The sequence below is a fragment of the Streptomyces sp. NPDC046197 genome, assembly GCF_040646295.1.
Taxonomy (GTDB): Bacteria; Actinomycetota; Actinomycetes; order Streptomycetales; family Streptomycetaceae; genus Streptomyces.
The window spans coordinates 29,620-49,098 of sequence record NZ_JBEYZY010000024.1 but is presented as its reverse complement, the minus strand read 5'-3'; the positions used below and the strand labels follow the sequence as shown (position 1 = coordinate 49,098).

Genomic DNA, 19,479 nt, shown 5'->3' with positions numbered 1-19,479 from the left:
GGCGCAGCCGCGCGGGCCCGCCCCTCAGTCCCAGGACCCCTGTGCCGCGGGCAGCCGCCCCACCTCCGCGAGGTCCCGTGCTGTCAGGCGCAGGCCGGCCGCCCTCGCGTTCTGATCCGCCCAGCGTTCCTGCTTGGTGCCCGGGACGGGTATCACATGGCGCCCCTGGGCGAGAACCCACGCCAGCGCCACCTGGGCCGGTGTCACGTCCTCGCCGTGGCGCCGGGCCACCCGCCGCAGACCCGCGACGATCGGCTGGTTCGCGGCCATCATCTCCGCGGTGAAGCGCGGGTGGCGGGCGCGCACGTCGTCCGGTTCGAAGCCCTCGCCGGGCGTCAGCGTGCCGGTCAGGAAGCCATTGCCGAGCGGCATCGCGGCGAGGAAGCCCACTCCGCGGGCCTCGCACCACGGCAGCAGCGTCTCCAGCGCCTCCGGCGACCACACCGACAGCTCCGCCTGCACCGCGCTCACCGGGAAGACCTGCTGCACCCGCTCCAGCTGGCGGATCGTTCCGTCATGCAGCCGCCCCCCGGACCGGCGCCCGCCCCGGGCTCCCACCGCGCACAGCCCCAGCGCCCGCACCTTCCCGGCCCGGACCAGCTCGGCCATCGCCCCCCACGTCTCCTCGACCGGTACCTCGGGGTCGGCACGGTGCAGCTGGTACAGGTCGATCACGTCCGTCTGCAGACGCCGCAGCGACGCGTCGCAGGCCCGCTTCACGTAGCCGGGGTGGCCGTTTGCCACGATGTGCTGCTCACCCACGAGCAGACCGACCTTGGTCGACACGAAGGCGTCCGGTCGCCGCTCCTTCAACGCCCGCCCCACCAGCAGCTCATTGGTGAACGGGCCGTACATGTCGGCCGTGTCCAGGAGTGACGAGCCCAGGTCCAGCGCTCGGTGCACGGCTCTGAGCGACTCGTCCCCCCGCTGCCGCGACCCGCTGTACGCCCAGCTCATCGGCATGCACCCGAGTCCCACCGCCCCCGCCACGAGTGCCGCCGCGCCGATCGTCCTGCGCTCCACCTGGCCGTAACCCTCCCTCTGCTAGGGCCCACCAACCTAACCTCTGCGTTCGCGCACCCTTGACATAGCCTCCTGACATGACTGCTGAGGTGTGGCTGCCGATTGCGCCGGAGGAGATCGACGGACTTCCCGAGGGGCCCGTCTACCGCTTCTGGGACGGCGCCGAGGAGTTCCCGGCCGACCCCGCCGACTGTTCCTTCTACGTCGTGCCGTACATGAAACCCGGCGACCTCGGGATCCGCCCGCTGCCTCTCATGCGCTCGGTCCGGGTCGTGCAGACGCTGTCCGCCGGCATCGACCACGTGCAGCCGGGGCTGAAGCACCTGCCCGACGGGGTGCTGCTGTGCAACGCGCGCGGGGTGCACGAGGCGAGCACGGCCGAGCTCACCCTGGCCCTGATCCTCGCCTCCCTGCGCGGCATCCCCGACTTCGTCCGGGCCCAGGACCGCGGAGAGTGGCACGACGGTTTCCGCCCGGCCCTGGCCGACAGGACGGTCCTCATCGTGGGGTACGGCTCGATCGGCGCAGCCATCGAGGACCGGCTCGCGCCCTTCGAGGTTGCGCGGGTGGCGCGCGTGGCGCGCTCCCCTCGCACCACGGCGCGCGGTCCGGTGCATCCGCTCACCGATCTGCCCTCCCTGCTTCCGGAAGCCGATGTCGTCGTCCTGGCCACGCCCTTGACAGAGGGCACGCACGGCCTGGTGGGCGCCGAGTTCCTCGCGCGGATGAAGGACGGATCACTGCTGGTGAACGTGGCGCGCGGCCCCGTCGTCGACACCATGGCGCTGCTGGCCGAGCTGGAGACCGGGCGCATCACAGCGGCCCTCGACGTCACCGACCCCGAGCCGCTGCCACCGGGCCACCCTTTGTGGCACGCGCCCGGCGTCCTGATCACCCCTCATGCCGGCGGCCCCACGTCCGCCTTCCTGCCCCGCGCGAAGCGGCTGCTGGTGGACCAGTTGCGCCGCTTCGTGAACCGGGAGCCGCTCGCCAACGTGATCCTGACGACGGGCGCGACAGGCGCATAATCCGCTTCGGGTACTTTCCGCAACCCCTCGGGCGCGGACGGTACCCGCATTCTCGCCGTTCGTCACGCAGCGTAGAGAAGCTATGTCCCTGAGTGACGAGACTGGTGTATCGTCCCCGACAGGGGCTGCGCCGTGCACGTTCGGCGCTGGGGATGGACATTTCAGACTGTGAGGGGGGCGACGGGCGATGCACGGCCTATGGGCGAACGATCCGACGCGGCGGGGCCGCCACCGGCGAACCTGGCCCACCGCCGCGCGCAGACGCGGCCACCACGGAAGCCATCACCACCATCACAGGCCCAGCGGCCGCAAGAGGCACGCGCACCCAGCGCACCGGGACCCGCGGGACCCGGCCGTGCGGGCAAGGAGCATCCGGTGAGCCCGCCCCCGCCCGCGGCGACCACGCTCGACGGAGCGCTGCGACCGCAGCGCTCGCCGGGGGCGCTCCTGCCCCGTCCGTCGGCCTCCGGCGGCGGTTCCAGACTGATCCACCAACTTGCCCTGGCTTTCGTGTGCGCGGGATACGCCGTCGGTTCCGCGTTCGACTGGGGTTCGACTGTAGTGGCGCTGATCATGGGTGACTTCGGGCTGAGCGCCGCGGCCGGCACCGCCGCCGTGTCCTGCCTGCTGTACGCCCGCAGCCCGGGGGTCCGCTTCCGCCCCGCGTGGCTGCTGTTCGCCCTCTCCTCGGCGATGGCGGCCCTGGGCAACGCGATCTGGGGGTGGTACGAGGTCGTCCTGGACGAGCCCGTACCCAGCCCCAGCTACGCCGACCTGTTCTTCCTGTGCTTCGCACCGCCCGCGATCGTCGGTCTGCTCGTGCTCGCCAAGCGGCCGGTGGGCAAGGCGGGTTGGGTGTGCCTGGCGCTGGACGCCTGGCTGATCGGCGGCTCGCTGCTCACGCTGTCGTGGAGCCTCGCACTCGCCCAGGCGGCCAAGTTCGACGGGCCGAGCGTCGCCCACACCGCGCTGTCACTGGCGTACCCGCTGCTGGACATCGTCCTGGTCAGCATGGTGCTCGCGCTGCACTTCCGGCGCTCGTCGGTCAACCGCACCGCGGTGAACACCGCGATCGGTGCGCTCGCGCTGACCGTGGTGTGCGACGCCCTCTTCACCTCACCGCTGCTGCACAACAGCTACCACTCCGGTCAGCTGCTGGACGCCGGCTGGTTCGCCGGTTCGCTGCTCCTGGCGTACGCCCCCTGGGCGGCGCCCCGGTCCGCGCAGCCGGAGGCGGGCCGCCGCGAGACGGACGGGCACGCGCGCGTGGCCGACGGGCAGCACACGCGCGTGGTGCACGAGCACGTGCCCGGACAGCGCGGGCGGAGCCGCAGCCTCTACGTCCAGCCGCCCGCGCCGGGCGGCGACCACGACCGGTACCCGGTCAGCCGGCCCATCGCCGGCTCCCTCGCCGCCCTCACGCCGTACCTCGCGGCCGCCGTGTGCACCCTGGGGATCCTCTTCAACGTGCTCAACGGCCACAGCGTCGACCACGTCGTGCTGATCACCGCCGGGGCCGTCGTACTGGCCCTCGTCATGCGCCAGGGCATCATGCTGCTCGACAACCTCAAGCTCGCCCAGGAACTGGCGCAGAAGGAGAACCACTTCCGCTCCCTGGTGCAGGGCTCCAGCGACGTCATCATGATCGCCGCGCCCAGCGGCGTCCTGCGGTACGTCTCCCCGGCCGCCGCGGGGGTGTACGGACGGTCCGCGGAGGAGCTGGTGGGCACCGAACTGGCCGGGCTCATCCACCCCGAGGACCTGGGCTGTGTGGTGCACGAGGTGCGCCGCTTCCTCGCCGCCAGCCCGTCGCAGGAACCGACCACCCGGATCGAGTGCCGCTTCCGCTCCGGCGACGGCGGCTGGCTCAACGTGGAGTCGACCATCAACCGTCACCACGGCGGCCTCATCTTCAACAGCCGGGACGTGACCGAACGGGTGCGCCTGCAGGCGCAGCTCCAGCACAACGCCGAGCACGACCCGCTCACCGACCTGCCCAACCGCGCGCTGTTCACCCAGCGCGTGCAGCAGGCACTGTCCGGCCGCCGCTCCTCCGACCGCGGTACGGCCGTGCTGTTCATCGACCTCGACGGCTTCAAGGCCGTCAACGACACGATCGGGCACCAGGCCGGCGACGAGCTGCTGGTCCAGGCGGCCCGCAGACTCCAGGAGGCGGTCCGGTACGGGGACACCGCCTCCCGGCTGGGCGGCGACGAGTTCGCGGCCCTCATCGTCGGGGACGGCACCCGCGACCGCACCGCCCGCGAAGGGCACATCCTGGACCTCGCCGACCGCCTCAGGGTGACGCTGTCGCAGCCGTACCTCATCGACGGCAACGATGTCCGTGTCGCCGCGTCCATCGGCGTGGCCTTCGCCGAGACGGGCCTCGGCGCGGGGGAGCTGCTGCGCAACGCCGACCTCGCGATGTACCGGGCCAAGGCGGCCGGCAAGGGGCGCGTCGAGCTGTACAAGCCGCAGATGCAGCAGGACGTCGTCCGCAAGGCGGAACTGGCCACGCGGCTGCGGGCCGCCCTGCACGACGGCGAGTTCGCGCTGCTGCACCAGCCCGTCGTGTGCCTCGAGGACGGCCGGATCACATCGGTCGCCGCCCAGGCCCGCTGGCGCTCCTCCCAGGGGGTGCTCTTCACCCCCGCCGAGTTCCTGCGGGTGGCCGAGGACAGCGACAGGACGGCGGAACTGGGCCGCTGGATGCTGGAGGAGGCCGTGGAGCAGGCCGCCGAACGGGCCGCGACCGGCCTGTCCGTTCCCGTGGTGGTCCGGATGGGTGCGCGCCGCCTGCTGGACCGCTTGCTGCCGATCGGCTCCTTCGAGGCCCTGCTGGCCCGGCACGCGCTGCCCTCCGGGTCCCTGGTGATCGAGCTGTCCGACCTCGCCCCAGGCGTCTCGCTGGACGAACTGGAGCGGCGCCTGAGCGCCCTGGCACGGCTCGGCGTACGGATCGCCCTCGACGGCTTCGGCGGCGGGTACGCGGCCGTCACGGCCCTCAGAAGGCTCCCCGTCGACATCCTCAAGCTGGACCGCGGCCTGGTCGAGGGCGTCGTCGAGTCCGCCCGCCTGCACAAGATCACCAACGGGCTGCTGCGCATCGCCACCGACCTCGGGCTGCAGTCTGTGGCGGACGGCGTGGACCTGCCCGAGCAGGTCGTCGCCCTGCGCGCGATGGGCTGCACCCACGGGCAGGGCATGGCCTTCTCGGGTCCGCTGGACGAGTACCGGCTGCGCAGGGCGCTCAGTTCCGGCCGTTATCCGGTGCCGCACGGCCCGGCCGAGCCGGTGTTCGCCGGTGGTGGCGCGGGGGTGTACACCAGTGGTGTTCCGGTCGTTTTCGGAGGCGGGACGGCCTTTCGCTCACATAATGAGACTCCCGTCCCACCCACTTGACAGTGGGTGCGTGCCGGGGGGAGGGTCAGTGCCATGCGCACCCGAATTCTCGTACTTGGACAGCGCGTCGGCTGAGCTGGGACCCACCGGAGGACGATCCGGAACCCCAGCGACCTCACCGGCGCGCTCCCCTCGCTTGCCTTGCGGCACGAGGGGTTTTTTGTTGCACGAGCACCAGTCGTGCGGCAGTTGAATTCCGCTCAAATCTCGTCAAAACCCTCAGCATCGAGAAGAGAATGCCGATGACCGAGCAGGCCACCGGGGCCCATCACCCGCAGCCGCGGCCCCGATCCGGAGGACACCAGTCCGCGCCCGAGCACGTCACGGGTGCGCAGTCCCTCATCCGCTCCCTCGAGGAGGTCGGCGCTGAGACGGTATTCGGCATTCCCGGCGGTGCGATCCTTCCCGCCTACGACCCGCTGATGGACTCCACCCGGGTGCGTCACGTCCTGGTCCGGCACGAGCAGGGCGCCGGCCACGCGGCCACCGGCTACGCGCAGGCCACCGGCAAGGTCGGCGTCTGCATGGCCACCTCCGGCCCGGGCGCCACCAACCTGGTCACCCCGATCGCCGACGCCCACATGGACTCGGTGCCGCTGGTCGCGATCACCGGTCAGGTGGCCTCGAAGGCGATCGGCACGGACGCCTTCCAGGAGGCGGACATCGTCGGCATCACCATGCCGGTCACCAAGCACAACTTCCTGGTCACCAAGGCCGAGGACATCCCCCGGACCATCGCGGAGGCCTTCCACATCGCCTCCACCGGCCGTCCGGGCCCGGTCCTCGTCGACATCGCCAAGGACGCCCTGCAGGCGCAGACCACGTTCTCCTGGCCGCCGGTCACCGACCTGCCCGGCTACCGCCCGGTGACCAAGCCGCACGCCAAGCAGATCCGCGAGGCGGCCAAGCTGATCACCTCGGCGAAGCGGCCCGTCCTGTACGTCGGCGGCGGCGTCCTCAAGGCCAGGGCCACCGCCGAGCTGAAGGTCCTCGCCGAACTCACCGGAGCGCCCGTCACCACCACCCTGATGGCGCTCGGCGCATTCCCCGACAGCCACCCGCTGCACGTGGGAATGCCGGGCATGCACGGTGCGGTCACCGCCGTCACCGCGCTGCAGAAGGCCGACCTGATCGTCGCCCTCGGAGCCCGCTTCGACGACCGCGTCACCGGCAAGCTGGACAGCTTCGCCCCGTTCGCCAAGATCGTCCACGCCGACATCGACCCGGCCGAGATCGGCAAGAACCGCGCCGCCGACGTGCCGATCGTGGGTGACGCCCGCGAGGTGATCGCCGACCTGATCCAGGCCGTGCAGAAGGAGCACAGCGAGGGGCACCAGGGCGACTACACCGCCTGGTGGAAGGACCTCAGCCGCTGGCGCGACACCTACCCGCTCGGCTACGACCAGCCCGAGGACGGCTCGCTGTCCCCCCAGCAGGTCATCGAGCGCATCGGCCGGCTGGCGCCCGAGGGCACGATCTTCGCGGCGGGCGTCGGCCAGCACCAGATGTGGGCCGCCCACTTCATCCAGTACGAAAGCCCGGCCACCTGGCTGAACTCCGGGGGCGCCGGAACCATGGGGTACGCGGTCCCGGCCGCCATGGGTGCCAAGGCGGGCCGGCCGGACCGGACGGTCTGGGCGATCGACGGCGACGGCTGCTTCCAGATGACGAACCAGGAACTGACCACCTGCGCCCTGAACAACATCCCGATCAAGGTCGCCATCATCAACAACGGCGCCCTCGGGATGGTCCGCCAGTGGCAGACCCTCTTCTACAACCAGCGGTACTCCAACACCGTCCTGCACTCCGGTCCCGGGGCGGACGGCAAGCAGCCGAGTGCCGGCACCCGCGTCCCCGACTTCGTGAAGCTGTCGGAGGCCATGGGCTGCTACGCCATCCGCTGCGAGTCCCCGGAGGACCTCGACAAGGTCATCGAGGAGGCGAACTCCATCAACGACCGTCCGGTCGTCATCGACTTCATCGTCCACGAGGACGCGATGGTGTGGCCGATGGTCGCCGCAGGCACGTCCAACGACGAGATCATGGCCGCCCGGGACGTCCGCCCCGACTTCGGCGACAACGAAGACGACTGAGAGAGCTGAGTGAGAACCATGTCCAAGCACACCCTCTCGGTCCTCGTCGAGAACACGCCCGGCATCCTCGCCCGGATCGCCGCCCTGTTCTCCCGCCGCGGCTTCAACATCGACTCGCTCGCGGTCGGCGTCACCGAGCACCCCGACATCTCCCGCATCACCATCGTGGTGAACGTGGAGGACCTGCCGCTGGAGCAGGTCACCAAGCAGCTCAACAAGCTCGTCAACGTGCTGAAGATCGTCGAGCTGGAGCCGTCGCAGGCCGTGCAGCGCGAACTCGTTCTGGTGAAGGTGCGCGCCGACAACGAGACGCGCTCCCAGATCGTCGAGATCGTCCAGCTGTTCCGCGCCAAGACCGTCGACGTCGCCCCGGAGGCCGTGACGATCGAGGCCACCGGGTCCAGCGACAAGCTCTCGGCCATGCTCAAGATGCTGGAGCCGTTCGGCATCAAGGAACTGGTCCAGTCGGGCACCATCGCGATCGGACGCGGTGCCCGTTCCATCACGGACAGGTCGCTGCGCGCCCTGGACCGTTCGGCGTAACGACACGTTCGGGCGGCCGGGGCAGACCGGCCGCCCGGATGGCGAGATCCCGAGACTTCCCTTCCCCTCACCGGCATACGGTGGGACGCACAACCTGCACACCAAGGAGAGAACCCAAAGTGGCCGAGCTGTTCTACGACGCTGACGCCGACCTGTCCATCATCCAGGGCCGCAAGGTCGCGGTCATCGGCTACGGCAGCCAGGGCCACGCCCACGCGCTGTCGCTGCGTGACTCGGGTGTCGACGTCCGGGTCGGCCTGCACGAGGGCTCCAGGTCGAAGGCCAAGGCCGAGGAGCAGGGCCTGCGCGTGGTCACCCCGGCGGAGGCGGCCGCCGAGGCCGATGTGATCATGATCCTGGTGCCGGACCCGATCCAGGCGCAGGTCTACGAGGAGTCGATCGCCCCGAACCTGAAGGACGGCGACGCGCTGTTCTTCGGCCATGGCTTCAACATCCGCTTCGGCTTCATCAAGCCCCCGGCCGGCGTGGACGTCTGCATGGTCGCCCCGAAGGGCCCGGGCCACCTGGTGCGCCGCCAGTACGAGGAGGGCCGCGGCGTTCCCTGCATCGTGGCCGTGGAGCAGGACGCCTCGGGCAACGCCTTCGCGCTGGCCCTGTCGTACGCCAAGGGCATCGGCGGCACCCGCGCCGGCGTCATCAAGACGACCTTCACCGAGGAGACCGAGACCGACCTCTTCGGCGAGCAGGCGGTGCTGTGCGGTGGCACCGCGGCTCTGGTCAAGGCGGGCTTCGAGACGCTGACCGAGGCCGGCTACCAGCCGGAGATCGCCTACTTCGAGTGCCTGCACGAGCTGAAGCTGATCGTCGACCTCATGTACGAGGGCGGCCTGGAGAAGATGCGCTGGTCGATCTCCGAGACCGCCGAGTGGGGCGACTACGTCACCGGCCCGCGCATCATCACCGACGCCACCAAGGCCGAGATGAAGAAGGTTCTCGCCGAGATCCAGGACGGCTCCTTCGCGCGGAACTGGATGGACGAGTACCACGGCGGTCTGAAGAAGTACAACGAGTACAAGCAGCAGGACTCCGAGCACCTGCTGGAGACCACCGGCAAGCAGCTGCGCAAGCTGATGAGCTGGGTGAACGAGGAGGCGTAGGCCTCACGGCCAGGGGGCCGGAGCGATTCGCTCCGGCCCCCTCGGCGATCCCGGGGTAACGTCGTTACCACAGTGGTTTCACGGCGTTGTCCACCTCGTCCAGCCCCGGACGGGTGATCCTTCCGCAGAGGCGCAAGACGACGTCGGTCGCGCCACTACACTTCTGCACAACAACGCGTCAGGCCCACAGCGTCGTGCGTCTTCCGCGGCTAGCCCCCCTCCTCCGCCTGCGGCCGTCGGGACGGCCGTCCGCATGCTTTGGACTTGTGAGGACCTCACGTGAGCTCGAAACCTGTCGTACTCATCGCTGAAGAGCTGTCGCCCGCGACCGTCGACGCACTCGGCCCGGACTTCGAGATCCGGCACTGCAACGGCGCCGACCGAGCCGAACTGCTGCCCGCCATCGCCGAGGTGGACGCGATCCTGATCCGCTCGGCCACCAAGGTCGACGCCGAGGCGATCGCCGCCGCGCGCAGGCTGAAGGTCGTCGCGCGCGCCGGCGTCGGTCTGGACAACGTCGACGTCTCCGCCGCCACCAAGGCCGGCGTGATGGTCGTCAACGCCCCGACCTCCAACATCGTGACCGCCGCCGAGCTGGCGTGCGGCCTGATCCTCTCTTCCGCCCGGAACATCCCGCAGGCCAACGCCGCGCTGAAGAACGGCGAGTGGAAGCGCAGCAAGTACACGGGCGTCGAGCTCGCCGAGAAGACCCTGGGCGTGGTCGGCCTCGGCCGGATCGGCGCCCTGGTCGCCCAGCGCATGTCGGCCTTCGGCATGAAGGTCGTCGCCTACGACCCCTACGTCCAGCCCGCACGGGCCGCGCAGATGGGCGTCAAGGTGCTGACCCTGGACGAGCTGCTCGAGGTCTCCGACTTCATCACCGTGCACCTTCCGAAGACCCCGGAGACGCTCGGCCTGATCGGCGAGGAGGCGCTGCGCAAGGTCAAGCCGAGCGTGCGCATCGTCAACGCCGCGCGCGGTGGCATCGTCGACGAGGAGGCGCTGTACTCGGCGCTCAAGGAGGGCCGGGTCGCGGGCGCCGGCCTGGACGTGTACGCCAAGGAGCCGTGCACGGACTCGCCGCTGTTCGAGTTCGACCAGGTCGTGGCCACCCCGCACCTCGGCGCGTCGACCGACGAGGCGCAGGAGAAGGCCGGTATCGCCGTCGCCAAGTCGGTGCGCCTGGCGCTCGCCGGTGAGCTGGTGCCGGACGCGGTGAACGTCCAGGGCGGTGTCATCGCCGAGGACGTCAAGCCGGGTCTGCCGCTCGCCGAGCGCCTCGGCCGCATCTTCACCGCGCTCGCGGGCGAGGTCGCGGTCCGGCTCGACGTCGAGGTGTACGGCGAGATCACCCAGCACGACGTGAAGGTGCTGGAGCTGTCCGCGCTCAAGGGCGTCTTCGAGGACGTCGTCGACGAGACGGTGTCGTACGTCAACGCGCCGCTGTTCGCCCAGGAGCGCGGTGTCGAGGTGCGCCTGACCACCAGCTCCGAGGCGACCGACCACCGCAACGTCGTCACCGTGCGCGGCACCCTGGCGGACGGCGAGGAGGTGTCGGTCTCCGGCACCCTGGCCGGTCCCAAGCACCTCCAGAAGATCGTCGCGGTCGGCGACTACGACGTGGACCTCGCGCTCGCCGACCACATGGTCGTCCTGCGCTACGAGGACCGCCCGGGCGTCGTCGGCACGGTCGGCCGCATCATCGGCGAGGCCGGCATCAACATCGCCGGTATGCAGGTGTCCCGCGCGGCGGCCGGTGGGGAAGCGGTGGCGGTGCTGACCGTTGACGACACCGTGCCCGCCGGGGTGCTGGCCGAGGTCGCGGCGGAGATCGGAGCTACCTCGGCCCGTTCGGTGAACCTCGTCTGAGACTGCCGTTCGCTTGAGGCGACCGCCGGTCGAGGTCGCCGTCCCCGGGGTGCTGCCCCGGACCCCCGTTCGCGCTGAACGGGCTCGTTCGCAAACGCCGGACGGGCCGGCGATGAGCCGGCCCGTCCGGCGTTTTCTGCGCCGCACGGGGCCTCAGGCTGCCGCCGCCTCGGTCTCGGCCTCGGCGACCGGCGTGGCCCGCACGTGGATCCGGCGCAGAGTCGTCGCCGCCCCGACGGCCGCGAGCGCCAGCACCACCGCCCCCGCGATCGCGGCCCCCTGCATCCCGCTGGTGAAGGCCTCGCGTGCCGAGGCCGCCAGAGCGTCCCCCGCGCGCCCCGGCAGCTGCCGGGCGACGGCCAGCGCGCCGCCCAGGGTCTCGTGGGCCGCGGCCGGGGCCGAGGCCGGGATGTCGTGGCGGTAGAGCGCGGTGCCGACGGAGCCGAGGACCGCCATGCCCAGCGCGCCGCCGAACTCCTGGCCGGTCTCCAGCAGTGACGAGGCCGAGCCCGCCTTCTCCACCGGGGCCGCGCTCATCGCCAGGTCGGTCATCTGGGACATCACCACCACGATCCCGGAGGCGAGGACACCGCAGGCGGCCAGGACCAGCCAGAGCGAGTCCGTGCCGGCCAGGGCCAGCATGCCGTACCCGGCCGCGGCGATCGCGAAGCCCGCGGTGACCACGGAGGGGCGGTTGACGCCCTTTTGCACCAGGGTGGTCGCGATCGGGGCCGCCATGCCGATGGGCACCGACGGCAGCAGCGCCCACAGGGCCGCCTCCATCGCGCTCTTGCCGAGTACCGACTGCAGGTACTGGGTGGTGAAGAACGCCGAGCCCATCATCCCGAACGAGCAGACGAGGTTGAGTCCGACCGCGGGGGCGAAGCCCCGGCCGCGGAACAGGGCCGGCGAGATCATCGGCGAGGCCACCGTGCGCTGGCGGTGGACGAAGAGGGCCGCGAAGAGCAGGCCGACGGCGATCGAGACGACGTAACCCGCGTGCCAGCCCTCGGACGGGATCTCCTTCAGGCCGTAGACCACGGGGAGCACCGCGGCCATCGACAGCGGAACGCTGACGAAGTCGAAGCGGCCGGGCTCCGGGCTGCGGGACTCGGGGAGCAGGAACGGGCCGAGGACCAGCAGCAGCGCCATCGCGGGCAGGTTGACCAGGAAGACCGAGCCCCACCAGAAGTACTGGACCAGGACGCCGCTCAGCACGGAACCGAGCGCGATCCCGCCGGTCATCACGCCGGACCAGATGCCGATCGCCTTCGCCCGCTGGGCGGGGTCGGTGAACATCGTGCGCACCAGCGCCATCGTCGACGGCATCAGGGTCGCGCCGCCGATGCCGAGGACCGCGCGGGCCGCGATCAGGGTCCCGGCACTGTCGGCGTACGCCGCCACCAGTGAGGCGGCGCCGAAGGCGGCCGCGCCGATCAGCAGCAGCCGGCGGCGGCCGATGCGGTCGCCCAGCGAGCCCATCGTCATCAGCAGACCGGCCAGGACGAAGGCGTAGATGTCGAAGATCCACAGCTGCTGGGTCCCGCTCGGCTCCAGGTCCGCGCTGATCGCCGGGATGGCGAAGTACAGGACGGAGACGTCCATGGAGACCAGCAGCAGCGGAAGCATCAGCACGCACAGGGCGGTCCATTCGCGGCGCCCCGCCGTGGCCCGGGGCGTGGTGGTGCTCGTCGAGTTCGTCATGGCAAGGACTGTACGGGCGTCTTAAACGCTTGTATAGGACGTTTGTATAAGTCAGTTGTCTAGGACGCTTGTATGGATCGCGGGTAGGGTGCACGCATGGGACACCGTGAGGATCTGCTCGACGGCGCCAAGCGCTGCCTGCTGGAGAAGGGATTCGTGCGCACCACGGCGCGCGACATCGTCAAGGAGTCGGGGACCAACCTCGCCTCGATCGGCTACCACTACGGGTCGAAGGACGCGCTGCTGGTGGAGGCCTACGTCTCACTGGTGCAGGAGGTGGGCGACCACTACGGGCCCGGCTGGGGGGCGGGCGGAGCGACGCAGGCCCCGGCGGGGTCGCTGGAGCGCTTCAGGGAGGTGTGGTCGAACATCATCCGCTCGGTGCCCGAGTCGCGGGCGATCTGGCTGCTGAGCTTCGAGCTCATCCTCCAGGGGGACCGGGTACCGGAGGTGCGCAAGCTGCTGGCGGCGACCCAGGAGGAGGGGCGCTCGGGGATCGTGCCCCTGTTCACCGACGTTCCGGAGGCCGACCTCGACGCGGAGACCGTCGACACCGAAGGCCGCCTCTACCAGACACTCCTGCAGGGGCTCATGGTCCAGTGGCTCTTCGACCCCGGCACGGCCACCGACGCCGACCAGCTCACCGAGGGGCTGCGCCGGGTGATCGCCGCAGTGGAGCAGGCGCGGGGGCGCTAGCGCCGGCGCCCTGCAGGCGTGCCGCCTTCAGGGCCATGTGGAGCAGCAGGCGGTCCTCCCCGTCGTCCAGGTCGAGGCCCGTCAGCTGCTCCACCCGGGACAGGCGGTAGTAGAGGGTCTGGCGGTGGACGCCCAGCTCGGCGGCGGTGCGGCCGGCCTGGCCCGCACAGTCGAGGAAGGCCTCGGCGGTCCGGGCGAGTTCATGGTGGGCGGGCAGGAGCAGGGCGCGCAGGGCCGGGTCCTGGGCGGCCTCCGGGGGCAGCGCCGTGAGCAGGCGGAACGCTCCGATCGCCGCCCACTCGGCGACCGGCCCCAGCCGCGGTTCCACCAGCGCCGCCTGCGCGGCCGCCGACGCCTCGGCCCAGGCGGCGCCCAGATCCGCGAGCCCGGCCCGCGCGCCGGCGATGCCGGCCGCGGCCGCGGCCCCGGCCCCGGCCCCGGTGCCGGTTCCCCCTGCGGCTCCCGCCCCCACCCGGGGTCCGGTCCCGCCGGCCTGTTCCAGCAGGCGCGCCGCCGCCGACACCGCCGGGGTCAGGGTGTCCGTCGAACGCAGCCGGACCAGGACGGCGAGACACCGGGCGGTGGTCCCCCAGGGCACCGTGCACAGGGCCGTCGCGCCCGGCAGGGTGCGCACCGAGGGCGCGTCGTCCGGGTCGGCCGAGGGCCAGGGGGCGAGGCACACGAGCGTGTGGGGAGCGTCCGCGCGGGTGCCCAGGGCCGTACGCAGCTCGGCCACCGCCATGTCCTGCGGCCAGCCGCGCTCGGCGGTCAGCACCGCCCGCAGCTCCCGGGTGAGGTCGGCCCCGTGCTGCGCCTCGTCCGCCAGCAGCGCGCCGATCCTCCCGGTCACCTCCATGGCGGCCGCGAGCTGCCGCTCGGTGGGCCCGGGGTCGTCGTCCAGCAGCCAGACGTACCCGAGGACGACACCCCGATGGCGTACCGGCAGGCAGATCCGGCCCCGGTACACCCCGGCGTCCGGGGTCGGCGGAATGCGCACCGGACCGGTCGCACGGGTGATGCCGAAGCCCTCGAACCAGCGGCGGACCGCAGAGGTGGAGCGGCGGGTGAGGATCGAGCGGGTACGCACGGGGTCGAGGGCGGACGGGTCCAGGTCGCCCTCGCTGTCGTAGGTCCCGAAGGCGATCAGCTCGAAGTTCCGGTTCTCCAGGGTCGCCGGCGCGTCCAACAGCTCCGAGATCTCGTCGACCAGCTCCTGGTACTCACCCTTGTAATCCGCCGCCACCCGGGCATTCTCCCGCATTTCCGCGGGGCCTCATACAACTGTCTGAGATCCGGTGCGCGGATGCGTGACAGCTGTCGATGGCAATGATCTGGACAACCCTTTACTTTCACGGTGGTTCTCCGTGCCGTCCCCCAATGGTTGGGTTTCGGCCTTCTGGTGCTTGTTTGTGGAGGTGCCCCGTGCTGGGTCCCGTGATTCTCGCCGCGTCTCGCAGCGACCGGATGCGACGCCTGATCTCGGCGGCCCCGGTGACCAAGCAGGTCGTCGACCGCTTCATCCCCGGCGAGACCGTCGGCGACATCGTCCCGATCATCAAGGACCTGACCGGCAAGGGTCTGGAGCTGACCATGGACGTGGTCGGCGAGGACATCACCACGCCCGAGCAGGCCACCGCCGCCCGGGACGCGTACCTGCAGCTCATCGACCGCATCAAGGACCTGGAGCTCGGCCCGAGGGTCGAGATGTCGGTCAAGCTGTCGATGTTCGGCCAGGCGCTGGACAACGGCCACGAACTGGCCCTCGCCAACGTCCGCCCGGTCGTCGAGGCCGCCGCCGCCATCGGTACGACGGTCACGCTCGACGCGGAGGACCACACCACCCTCGACTCGATGTTCGCCATCCACGAGGAGCTGCGGAAGGACTTCCCGCAGACCGGCTGCGTCATCCAGGCCTACCTCTTCCGCACCGAGGCCGACGCCCGCCGCCTCGCCGCGAGCGGCAGCCGGGTGCGCCTGGTCAAGGGCGCCTACAAGGAGCCCGCCGAGGTCGCGTACCAGAACAAGCACGAGATCGACAAGGCGTACGTCCGGATCCTGCGCACCCTGATGGAGGGCGACGGGTACCCGATGATCGGGTCCCACGACCCGCGGCTCATCAGCATCGGGCAGGGGCTCGCACGGCGTGCCGGGCGCAAGCTGGACGAGTACGAGTTCCAGATGCTCTACGGCATCCGCAGCGACGAGCACATGCGGCTCGCCGCCGAGGGCCACCGCATGCGCGTCTACACCGCCTACGGCACCGACTGGTACGGCTACTTCATGCGCCGTCTCGCGGAGAAGCCGGCCAACCTGCGCTTCTTCGCACGCTCGATGGTCAGCAAGGGCTGAGCCCCGCACCCCGCTCGCAACACCGCTCAAGTCAAGGAGTTACGGAACCCATGGACGCTGTGACCCAGGTCCCCACCCCCGTCAACGAGCCGGTGCACGGCTACGCCCCCGGCTCGCCCGAGCGCGCCCGTCTGGAGGCCAAGCTCAAGGAGCTGGCCGAGAACCCGATCGACCTGCCCTGCACCATCGGCGGCGAGAAGCGCATGGGCGGCGGCGAGTCCTTCGAGGTCGTCCAGCCGCACAACCACAAGGCCGTCCTCGGCGCCTACCGCAACGCCACCCAGCAGGACGCGCAGGACGCCATCGACGCCGCCCTGGCCGCCGCGCCGGCCTGGCGCGCGATGTCCTTCGACGACCGCGCGGCGATCATCCTGCGCGCCGCCGAGCTGCTGGCCGGTCCCTGGCGCGAGACCATCGCGGCCTCCACCATGCTCGGCCAGTCGAAGACGGCCCAGCAGGCGGAGATCGACAGCCCGTGCGAGCTGGTCGACTTCTGGCGCTTCAACGTCCACTACGCCCGTCAGATCCTGGCCGAGCAGCCGCCGGCCAACTCCCCGGGTGTGTGGAACCGCCTCGACCACCGCCCGCTGGAGGGCTTCGTCTACGCGATCACGCCGTTCAACTTCTCGGCGATCGCGGCCAACCTGCCGACCGCGCCCGCGCTGATGGGCAACGTCGTGATCTGGAAGCCGTCCCCGACCCAGACCCACGCCGCGGTGCTGCTCATGCGGCTGCTGGAGGAGGCGGGCCTGCCCAAGGGCGTCATCAACCTGCTGACCGGCGACGGCATCGAGGTCTCCAAGGTCGCCCTGGAGCACCGTGACCTCGCGGGCATCCACTTCACCGGTTCGACCAGGACCTTCCAGTACCTGTGGAAGACGGTCGGCAACAACATCGAGAAGTACCGCTCCTACCCGCGCCTGGTCGGCGAGACCGGCGGCAAGGACTTCCTGGTGGCGCACCCGTCGGCCGACCGTGCGGTGCTGAAGACCGCCCTGACCCGCGGCGCCTTCGAGTACCAGGGCCAGAAGTGCTCCGCCACCTCCCGGGCGTACATCCCGGCCTCGATCTGGAACTCCGGCTTCAAGGAGGAGTTCGCGGCCGAGGTGGACTACCTGACCATGGGTGACGTCACCGACCTGTCGAACTTCGTCGGCGCGGTCATCGACGAGCGCTCGTTCGCCAAGAACAAGGCCGCGATCGACCGGGCCAAGGCGGACCCGGCCTGCACGATCGTCGCGGGCGGCAGCTACGACGACTCGGTGGGCTACTTCGTCCGTCCGACCGTCATCGAGTGCACCGACCCGGAGAACGAGGTGTTCCGCACCGAGTACTTCGGTCCGATCCTCGCCGTGCACGTCTACGAGGACGACCAGTACGACGAGATGCTGACCCAGATGGAGTCGGTGTCGGACTACGCGCTGACGGGCTCGGTGATCGCCAACGACCGTGCCGCCGCGGCGTACACGATGGAGAAGCTGCGCTACGCGGCCGGCAACTTCTACATCAACGACAAGTCGACCGGCGCCGTGGTCGGCCAGCAGCCCTTCGGCGGCGGCCGCGCCTCCGGCACCAACGACAAGGCCGGCGCCCCGCAGAACCTGCTGCGCTGGACCCTGACCCGCGCCATCAAGGAGACGCTGGTCCCGCCGACCGACTACACGTACCCGCACATGGGCTGACCAGCCCTCCCCGAACCGGGCCGGGAAGCCTGACCCCCGAGCAGGCCTCCCGGCCCGCTGCCATGTCCTTGCGGCAGACTCCGCCCATGACGTGGACGCAGAGCGAGACGGTACGGACGGATGACGGCGCTCGCCTGTGGGCGGCCCGTCTCGGCGCGGGCGGTGCGCCGCTGGTCCTGTGCCACGGCGGGCCGGGTCTGTGGGACATGTTCGCGGACCTGGCGGAGCTGCTGGCGGACGTCACGCCGGTCGTCCGCTGGGACCAGCGGGGCTGCGGGCGGTCGCAGCGCTGCCCGGGGCCCTGGACGAGCGAGCGGTTCGTCGCCGATCTGGACGCCGTACGAAGGCACTTCGGGCTCGACCGGATGGCGCTGCTCGGTCACTCCTGGGGTGCGCAGCCGGCGTTGAGCTACGCGCCGGCGCATCCGGAGCGGGTGAGCGCCCTGGTGTACGTCTCGGGCGCGGGCATCGGCCCGGACACCGACTGGCGCCCGCCGTTCGTGGACAACCTCCTCGCCCGGCTCGGCGAGGTGCCCGAACGCCTCGTACGGTGGCAGGAGTTGACCGAGCGGCCGGACCGCACCGAGCGCGAGGACCGGGAACGGGCGGTCCTGCAGTGGTCGGCCGAATTCGAGGACCGGAGCCGGGCCCTGGAGCAGGCCGGGCGGATGGCCGAGCCATGGTTCCCGATCAACACCGAGTGCGCCCGCGCCCTCGACGAGGACCGGACACGTACCTTGGGCACGCCCGCCCTGACCGAGGCCTGCCGGGCCCTCGGCCCTCCCGTCCTGATCATCGACGGTGACCGCGACATCCGCCCGCGCACCGCCGTCGACTCCCTGGAGCGGGCCCTGCCCCGGGTGCGCCGTGTGGTGCTGCCGGGGGCCGGGCACATGCCGTGGGCCGAGGACCCGACGGGTTTCCGTGCGGCGGTGGCGTCGGCGCTGTGACGGTCGAGTTGCCCGGCCGAAACGTCACTCGGGCATCACCAGGACCACCTTGCCCTTGGTGTGCCCGGTGTCGATCAGCTCATGGGCCCGGGCCACCTCCGTGAACGGGAGTGCCGCCTCGACGTGGATGCGCAGCCGGCCGTCGGTGAGCAGGACGCCGATCTTGGCGAGACGCTCGCCCGACGGGTGGGTCTCGACGACCGCGAAGCGCATTCCGCGCGCCTCCACGTCCTCCGGTGCCAGGCCCGGGTTGCCGGGGACCGCGCAGATCAGCAGGCCGTTGGGGCGCAGCGTGTTGAGCGTGCGGGGACCGTAGTCGCCCCCGACCAGGTCCAGGGCGACGTCCACGTCGTGCACGGCGGTGGCGAAGTCCGTGGTGGTGTAGTCGATCACCTCGTCGGCACCCAGGCCGCGCAGGAAGGCGTGCCGGTCGGCGCGGGCGGTGCCCACGACGTGGGCGCCCTCCGCCTTGGCCAGCTGCACCGCCGCGTGCCCGACGCCACCGGCCGCCGCGTGGATCAGCACGCGGGTACCGGGCGCCACGTGCGCGAGGTCGAGCAGCGCCCGCCAGGCGGTGAGCGCGGCCGTCGGCGCGGCGGCCGCGTGGACGTGGTCCAGCGCGGCGGGCCGGACGGCGAAGTGCGCGGCGGGGGCGGTGACGTGGGTGGCGTAGCCGCCCCCGTCGAGCTGGGCGAACACCTCGTCGCCGGGCCGGAGGCCGGTCACGTGCGCGCCGACCGCCTCCACCACGCCGGACACGTCGCGCCCCAGCGTGAACGGCGGCTTTCCGTACAGCGGCAGCGCGCCCGAACGCACCAGCCGGTCCACCGGGTTGACGCCCGCCGCCCGCACCCGCAGCAGAATCTCCTCCCCGGCGGGTTCGGGCCGCGGCCGCTCCTCGACCTGGAGGACCTCCGGACCGCCGAACCGGTGCTGGGTGATCACCTGGGTGCGCGGATGTGCCGTCGTCATCGGGTCTCCCTCCCGAGCGCCGCCTCCCCCGGGGAACGGTCCTTCCCATC

Annotated in this window: 14 protein-coding genes; 10 read left to right on the top strand and 4 right to left on the bottom strand. The window is 71.2% G+C overall.

Annotated features, from left to right (window positions below; genetic code table 11):
• Positions 1–24: 24 nt before the first annotated feature.
• Positions 25–1,023: an aldo/keto reductase gene (locus AB0A61_RS28595; RefSeq protein WP_361298220.1), complete on the bottom strand. Its 999-nt coding sequence runs from the start codon at positions 1,021–1,023 to the stop codon at positions 25–27.
• Positions 1,024–1,100: 77 nt separating this feature from the next.
• On the opposite strand from AB0A61_RS28595, the gene AB0A61_RS28590 reads away from it, so the two are divergent.
• The 6 genes from AB0A61_RS28590 to serA all read left to right on the top strand — a co-directional run bounded on the left by AB0A61_RS28590 (position 1,101) and on the right by serA (position 11,076).
• Entirely contained in the window at positions 1,101–2,051 is a 951-nt protein-coding gene (locus tag AB0A61_RS28590) for a 2-hydroxyacid dehydrogenase (RefSeq protein ID WP_361298217.1), read from the top strand.
• Positions 2,052–2,426: 375 nt separating this feature from the next.
• Positions 2,427–5,453 carry an EAL domain-containing protein gene (locus tag AB0A61_RS28585; RefSeq protein WP_361298214.1) on the top strand — a complete coding sequence of 1,009 codons (3,027 nt, stop codon included), beginning with the start codon at positions 2,427–2,429 and terminating at the stop codon, positions 5,451–5,453.
• 236 nt (positions 5,454–5,689) lie between these two features.
• Positions 5,690–7,546 carry an acetolactate synthase large subunit gene (locus AB0A61_RS28580; RefSeq protein ID WP_361298211.1) on the top strand — a complete coding sequence of 619 codons (1,857 nt, stop codon included), beginning with the start codon at positions 5,690–5,692 and terminating at the stop codon, positions 7,544–7,546.
• Positions 7,547–7,564: 18 nt separating this feature from the next.
• On the top strand, positions 7,565–8,089 hold the full coding sequence (gene ilvN, locus AB0A61_RS28575; RefSeq protein WP_361298208.1) for an acetolactate synthase small subunit: 525 nt from the start codon (positions 7,565–7,567) through the stop codon (positions 8,087–8,089).
• 119 nt (positions 8,090–8,208) lie between these two features.
• The gene (gene ilvC, locus AB0A61_RS28570) at positions 8,209–9,207 is read left to right on the top strand and encodes a ketol-acid reductoisomerase (RefSeq protein WP_361298205.1); all 999 of its coding nucleotides are present in this window, start codon (positions 8,209–8,211) and stop codon (positions 9,205–9,207) included.
• Between the two features lie 279 nt (positions 9,208–9,486).
• Positions 9,487–11,076 (top strand): phosphoglycerate dehydrogenase, encoded by a 1,590-nt coding sequence (serA, locus tag AB0A61_RS28565; protein ID WP_361298202.1) that lies wholly within the window; start codon positions 9,487–9,489, stop codon positions 11,074–11,076.
• Between the two features lie 153 nt (positions 11,077–11,229).
• Here the strand turns inward: serA and AB0A61_RS28560 are convergent, their stop codons facing one another.
• Positions 11,230–12,780 (bottom strand): MFS transporter, encoded by a 1,551-nt coding sequence (locus tag AB0A61_RS28560; protein WP_361298199.1) that lies wholly within the window; start codon positions 12,778–12,780, stop codon positions 11,230–11,232.
• A 96-nt stretch (positions 12,781–12,876) separates the two neighbouring features.
• On the opposite strand from AB0A61_RS28560, the gene AB0A61_RS28555 reads away from it, so the two are divergent.
• Complete coding sequence (locus AB0A61_RS28555) at positions 12,877–13,476, top strand: TetR/AcrR family transcriptional regulator (protein WP_361298196.1); 600 nt, start codon at positions 12,877–12,879, stop codon at positions 13,474–13,476.
• Here AB0A61_RS28555 and AB0A61_RS28550 read toward each other — a convergent pair.
• Positions 13,421–14,737, bottom strand: a complete 1,317-nt coding sequence (locus tag AB0A61_RS28550; RefSeq protein ID WP_361298193.1) for a helix-turn-helix domain-containing protein — start codon at positions 14,735–14,737, stop codon at positions 13,421–13,423. The two genes, AB0A61_RS28555 and AB0A61_RS28550, sit on opposite strands and share 56 nt — an antisense overlap.
• 161 nt (positions 14,738–14,898) lie before the next feature.
• Between AB0A61_RS28550 and AB0A61_RS28545 the strand changes: the two genes are divergently transcribed.
• The 3 genes from AB0A61_RS28545 to AB0A61_RS28535 all read left to right on the top strand — a co-directional run bounded on the left by AB0A61_RS28545 (position 14,899) and on the right by AB0A61_RS28535 (position 18,457).
• On the top strand, positions 14,899–15,825 hold the full coding sequence (locus tag AB0A61_RS28545) for a proline dehydrogenase family protein (RefSeq protein ID WP_361298190.1): 927 nt from the start codon (positions 14,899–14,901) through the stop codon (positions 15,823–15,825).
• 50 nt (positions 15,826–15,875) lie between these two features.
• Entirely contained in the window at positions 15,876–17,507 is a 1,632-nt protein-coding gene (gene pruA / locus AB0A61_RS28540; protein WP_361298187.1) for an L-glutamate gamma-semialdehyde dehydrogenase, read from the top strand.
• Between the two features lie 86 nt (positions 17,508–17,593).
• Positions 17,594–18,457: an alpha/beta hydrolase gene (locus AB0A61_RS28535; protein WP_361298184.1), complete on the top strand. Its 864-nt coding sequence runs from the start codon at positions 17,594–17,596 to the stop codon at positions 18,455–18,457.
• Positions 18,458–18,481: 24 nt separating this feature from the next.
• Here AB0A61_RS28535 and AB0A61_RS28530 read toward each other — a convergent pair whose 3' ends face one another.
• Positions 18,482–19,429 (bottom strand): NADP-dependent oxidoreductase, encoded by a 948-nt coding sequence (locus AB0A61_RS28530; protein WP_361298181.1) that lies wholly within the window; start codon positions 19,427–19,429, stop codon positions 18,482–18,484.
• Positions 19,430–19,479 lie beyond the last annotated feature (50 nt).